The organism is Aeromonas sp. QDB25 (assembly GCF_027707725.1).
GTDB lineage: Bacteria > Pseudomonadota > Gammaproteobacteria > Enterobacterales > Aeromonadaceae > Aeromonas > Aeromonas caviae.
The window spans coordinates 1-5,265 of the sequence record NZ_JAPCIZ010000137.1 but is presented as its reverse complement, the minus strand read 5'-3'; the positions used below and the strand labels follow the sequence as shown (position 1 = coordinate 5,265).

Annotated in this window: 4 protein-coding genes; all 4 read right to left on the bottom strand. The window is 60.0% G+C overall.

Annotation, left to right across the window (positions count from 1 at the left end; all coding sequences use genetic code 11):
* Nucleotides 1-913: 913 nt before the first annotated feature.
* Entirely contained in the window at nucleotides 914-1,099 is a 186-nt protein-coding gene (locus PG883_RS22545) for a hypothetical protein (protein WP_017783401.1), read from the bottom strand.
* Between the two features lie 672 nt (nucleotides 1,100-1,771).
* Entirely contained in the window at nucleotides 1,772-2,662 is an 891-nt protein-coding gene (locus tag PG883_RS22540; protein ID WP_270808283.1) for a hypothetical protein, read from the bottom strand.
* Nucleotides 2,653-3,060: a hypothetical protein gene (locus PG883_RS22535; RefSeq protein WP_270808281.1), complete on the bottom strand. Its 408-nt coding sequence runs from the start codon at nucleotides 3,058-3,060 to the stop codon at nucleotides 2,653-2,655. The genes PG883_RS22540 and PG883_RS22535 overlap by 10 nt, the downstream gene beginning before the upstream one ends.
* A 432-nt stretch (nucleotides 3,061-3,492) precedes the next feature.
* A partial coding sequence (locus tag PG883_RS22530; RefSeq protein ID WP_270808278.1) for a DUF927 domain-containing protein occupies nucleotides 3,493-5,265 on the bottom strand: 1,773 nt, incomplete at its 5' end.

Below are 5,265 nucleotides of genomic sequence, written 5' to 3'. Positions count from 1 at the left end.
CCCCCTCTGCTTTTGGTGTTTGAGCCACTGGTTCTACCTCTCCAGCACCACAGAAGGTTGGTTCAAATCCCTTGTCGGATGCGGGTTCAAATCCCTGTGCTCAACACCTCATTTCCCCCTTGTGAGCAATTCACCAATCTGCGCAGCTCTGCGCACTTATGAATTGCGCAATTTGCGCAGTTCCCTAACCTGCTCAATCCCCCGCAATCCCTTGTGCTGCTTAGGCTGCCAGCTAATTAGCAACCGTTTTGCGCAACTCGCGGTTGTTTTTCGTTTTTGGCTGAATTGCGCAATTTGCGCAGAATGGAGATCAGCAAGAAGCCTACCAGATGAGAGGGGTTCCCCTGGCTGGCCTGGTGCTGGCCGTGGTGGGGTGTCGCAAAGTTGTCGAGGGTAGAGCCTAGAAGCGGGAATGCCCGTTTTCATCTGGCTCGTATGCCGGTTTAACTGCGGAGTTTGCGGCCAGTATTGGCGAGGGGGGTGGCGGTTTACTGCCAATTTGGGTGCGGAGTTGCTGTCATGGTTGCCCGGACACTGTCCGAGAAACCGTGACACTTCTTACCGTGTGTCTCGGGGAATCCAATGTGGGAGGGGTCGAAGTCGGAGAGGGGAGAATCTTCCCAGCTCGGAGAGGGTCTTGCGGATTGGCTGAAAAGTCAGCCGCTGGTGATCATGGCTGCCCGGATCCATATGCGGTTATAGGTGCGGTGGGAAGCATGGGCTCGTTCCAGGTGACGGGGTAGGGGATCACGATTTCCTTGATACCGTTACTGAACTTGGAGCACCTTCACCGTTCTGGGGAAAGGTTTCCCATTTCGGGAAAGCTGGGGTGCTCACAGCCTGAGTATTCCGCCCCCGGTCAGGATCTCCGTCCGCTCATCCTGTTGCCGGTCATGGCGGCGGCTTGTAGAGGTCACGGTTGTATCTCCTGTTCTGGCTTCTCGCCCTCTAGCTCGGTTGGCATCAGGCGGGATAGATCCATCGTCTCGAATGCTTTCATGTTCGCCTCGTGCCGGCGTTTGCGGTCCTGCCGCAGTGACTCGATCTCTTCCGGTGTTAGGTGCCTGGGTGTAAACGGTGGCGTCTTTGGTTTAGCCATGATGCGCTCTTATCCACTGGCGTAAACGTGCCCAGGCCGTAGCGGTCCAACGCTTCATGGCATAACGCCTCGATGAGATCCGCTTTCGCTCAAGCGCTGCCAACCGTGCGCTCTCACGTGCGGCCAGCTCCGCTTCTATCTCGGCGGACCTCTCTGCCTGTCTCCTGTCCTGCTCGGCCTGTACCTCCTCGCTCATCAGTATGCGATCGTGAGGCCAAGGTAGCGGCAGATACCCCTGCGCGTAGGTTGTCAGCCTCTCGAACAGATATGTTTCGAACGGATGCGGCGGAGGGAATGTCGGTGCCCCCTCGTGCGCTTCTGGAGACGATGGAGAGGTGGCCTCTTGAAGGGGGGTAGGCTCCTTTGATTTGGTCATGGTATTTCCTCAATCGCACGTGCTGGCAGGCGTCTATCTTAGCGTACCGGTCGGCGGGACACGACACACTATCCGGGCCGGCAACTGCGCGGCTTTCAGCGTGCCGGTCGGTGTTCCACTCCATAAAGACAAAGCCCGCCTAGTACGACCCAAGGGCTCCAATTGCCCAAGCGTGGTTCACCAGAACGGGCTTGTTGAACCGCTTGGCTTCATAACGCTGGGCTCCAATTGCTCAGTGCGAACTTCCAAACGGCTCATGGTAAGCATACCACGACTCGTCCTGGTTATCTGGGCAATCACCCTAGCAGGTTCTCCAAGATCCCTTCGGCCTCTGGTGCGTCGTCCCGCTCACTGCTCATCAGGTAGCGCAGGGTTGCCCGCGCCTCTTCCCTGTTTCTCGGTCGCAGTTCAGCCAGCAGACCAAACACAAACCAGTCTCGGGCGTGTGCCTCTATGCTGTTTTCATAATAACCCTGGGTGTCGCACGCATTGCGCAGCCGGTACAGCTCGTTCCAATAGGCCAGCTCATGAAGGCAGTCGCTCAGGGTGTGTGGCATCAGTTCCGGCACAGCCTTGAACCGCCCCGCGACCTGTTCAGGCGGCAGTTGCCAACTGTCCCGCTCCAGCCCCCTCAGTACCTCCTGGCAGAACGCCTCCGCCTGGGTGTCGTCCCACAGCGCATCCCCGAACCGTCCGATGGCCTCAGCCTCATTGGCCCGCCTTGTGATGGCTCGTTCGGCCAGTCCATCCAGATTGGCAAAGCCTATGCTACCAAGGCCCGCAAGCATGTGACCCGCCTTAGCCACCAGCCACTTGCCGTAACGCTTCTCCAGCTCATCTAGTGGGGTGGTGATCTGCCCCGCCGCCTGTTTGGCCTGTTCGATGCGGGCAGGTTCGCCGGTCTCTATCACCTGACGCAGCCACAACAGGGCGTCCACCTCCCTGTCCCCGGTCACCACTTCTTGCGGCGGCAGCTCTTGAACCGCTGGCAGCGTCTCTCCGCTGCTTTGTAGTGGAGGCAGGGTGAACATGGCCCGGTGTCTCGGGTTGTCGGTGAACAGCCCCGATCGGCTGATGATGGACTTCACCGTTCCCAAAGAGAGGCCAGCCAGAGAAGCCACCTCTTTCAGTGAATGGCGACGGCGCAGGGTGATCACCTGCTCCCGTTGTTCGTTGGTCAGTCGCATTGTGCCCCCTCAGCGTTCAGGTTGCCCCACAGCTCAAACGCCTTTGTCAGCCACTCCTTTAGCTTGCCATTGCGCACATCATCGGTGGTGGCCTCAATCACATGCCATCCCATCAGTATCGCCTCATTCATCTTGTGTCGGTCGTTTATGAAGCCCTCGGCACTGACATGATGCCCGCCAGAGTGAACCCCGCCGTGGATCTCAACGGCAATCATCTGGGTGGGCCAAGCATGATCAAAGCGCCATCGTCTGACCGGGTGGAATACCAGCTCGTTCACGCATGAGGGGAACGCGCTCATAACCTCGGCGGTGGCCGCTGCCAGTTCGGCGGTCTGCGCTCTCACTCGTTTGTTGTGGATCTCTATTTTGGCCTCGGCCCGCTCTTTGTCGGTGGACATAAGGGCAATACTGCAAGGAAACATGGCAACCCCCTGTTGCGGCAAAAGTGTGATCTTGATCGGCTGTTCGCTCTGTATATATAAAAAAATGGTGGTTACAGTGGTTACGTGGTTACAACGTCCCGCTAACCCGCGCCAAGACTGGGTTTGTGCTGTAACCACTTCCCCGAAAATTGGTGGTTACAGGTGGTTACAATCCTCTTTGCTGGTGGTTACAGGCCCTCGGTGTAACCACTGTAACCACACTGTAACCACTGAATATTGATTAGGTGGTTACAGCTACAGCCCTTGATATATAAGGCTTACAGCTCTGTTTGATAGATGTGTAACCACTGTAACCACCGTTTTTCTCTGTTCCTCACACGCGCACACGCATGAGGCAGAAAAACAAAGGGCCGCACTCGGCAGCCCCTTGTTTCCTTCTGGCTGGCGTCATTCGTCCTCTTGGCCATCCCCTTCATCGGCTAATACCCGCTCGGTCAGCACATAGACCCGCACCGCCTTACCCATGCCGGGCAATCGTGACAGCCGCTGTAACCGCTTCTTATCTTTGCTCGCCAGCAGGTAGCCAGCTTCAAGGCACAGGTGCGCCGCTCGCTTGGGGTCGCGCCCCTTGGTGATCTCGGCCCAGCCTGGGGGCAGCACAAAGAAGCTAACGCCGTCCGACTCCACCTTGCGAAAGCCCACCATGTTTGCCGGGCGGTGGTTGGCGTCGAACCAGTCGGCAAAGCGGGTGTACTGGTGGGCAGTGACGAACCCGCGCACCTGCTCCAGGGTGGCGGCATCCTCCTTGTTGCCAAGGTGGCCCCGTTCCGCCAGCCATGCCTTGAGGCATACCCGCACCGCTCGCAGCGCCTCACCCTCGGGCCAGCCGGTTACCCCTAGCCGGGTTGCCAGCTCACCGGCAGCGGCCACCAGCGCGAACCGGTTGATAGCTCGGCCAACCTGATTACCTGCTCCCTGCGGGGTCAGCTCGGCGGCAATGCGCTTAATCTCGGCCCTCAGCCGCTCGCTGTGCGCTTCCAGCTCCCCGGCCAATGCCTCGGCATAGGCCCGGAAGGCGCTGCCGTGCTGGTGGTCGGCATTGGCCTTGAGGGTGTCGGCAAAGGTGCGCCCGCCCTCCATGCCGTGAAGCCATTCAAAGGCCCCATGGTGGCCGGTGTCGCTCGGGATCTGGATAGTCCGTACCTCCATCCCCGCCTGGGTGCGCTGGCCCGCGCTGGCGGCATGATCTTCTAGGCTCAGTTCCCCAGTGGAGAGGAACAGCAGCCGCCACGCCTTGCGCTCCCGTAGCTCGCCATCCTGCTTACTGCGGCCCTTGCCCTGACCGTTCGCCAGCATGTAGGCCACCTGTCCCGCCTCGCGCCCGTCCAGCTCTCCCAGCTCGTCCAGGCAGAGCAGGGCGTCATTGCGCCTGCTGGCTATCCCCTCGATGGCGTTACCGGTTGCCCGCCATGTCTGGCTGTAGCGATCAGGGTTGCCGTAGACGCTGGCGGCGGCCTTCATGATGGTGGTCTTGCCGTCCGTGCTCTCGCCCTTGAGGTGGAAGCCACCGCCCTCCATACCTACCAAGGAGAGCAAGGGAGCCGCAAAGGCGAGCGACAAGGCAAAGCAGAGGCGGCTATTGCCCACCGCCAGCCCTGCAACCCCCTGTTGCCATTCGCTCAGGCTGCCCCGCTCGGTAAAGTCGTTGGCCGCATAGCCCGCCGTTTGCAGGATCACCCCCTCGGCATCAGGCCCTATTGACCCTTGAGGCAGTACATAGGCCCGCCCATGCCAGCCGGTTCGCTCTACACAGGTGATCCGCCGTTCGGGCTGACAGGCCATCAGGTAGGCACTCAGCTTGCGCTTGTGCCCCAGCTCGATGAACGGCAAGCCCGCATCCAGCAGGGCGGCAAATACCTCTTCGCCATTGCGCATCGCCAGGGAGCGAACGGGCATGGCCCAACGGCGCACCCGTCCGGCGCTGTCCTGCCACTCCAACAATCGGCCATAGCCTCGCCCGTATTCGTCACTGGTTTCAGCCAGTACCCGCACCGGGCTTGAGATTGGGATCCACTCCTGATGCGCATCATCGCCACGCCCCACAGTTACCAGGGCGCACAACCGCTTACCACGGATCTCGAACCCCTCCGGCATGTCCTGCCCCTTCCATGTCTCGTCATCGCGAACCGGGTGAAGCGGAACAACTTCGGCCTGCCAGGG

What these genes read in the sequence shown, in the direction of transcription:
- PG883_RS22545 (WP_017783401.1), bottom strand. Translation starts at nt 1,099, where the DNA reads ATGGCTAAACCAAAGACGCCACCGTTTACACCCAGGCACCTAACACCG.
- PG883_RS22540 (WP_270808283.1), bottom strand. Translation starts at nt 2,662, where the DNA reads ATGCGACTGACCAACGAACAACGGGAGCAGGTGATCACCCTGCGCCGT.
- PG883_RS22535 (WP_270808281.1), bottom strand. Translation starts at nt 3,060, where the DNA reads ATGTCCACCGACAAAGAGCGGGCCGAGGCCAAAATAGAGATCCACAAC.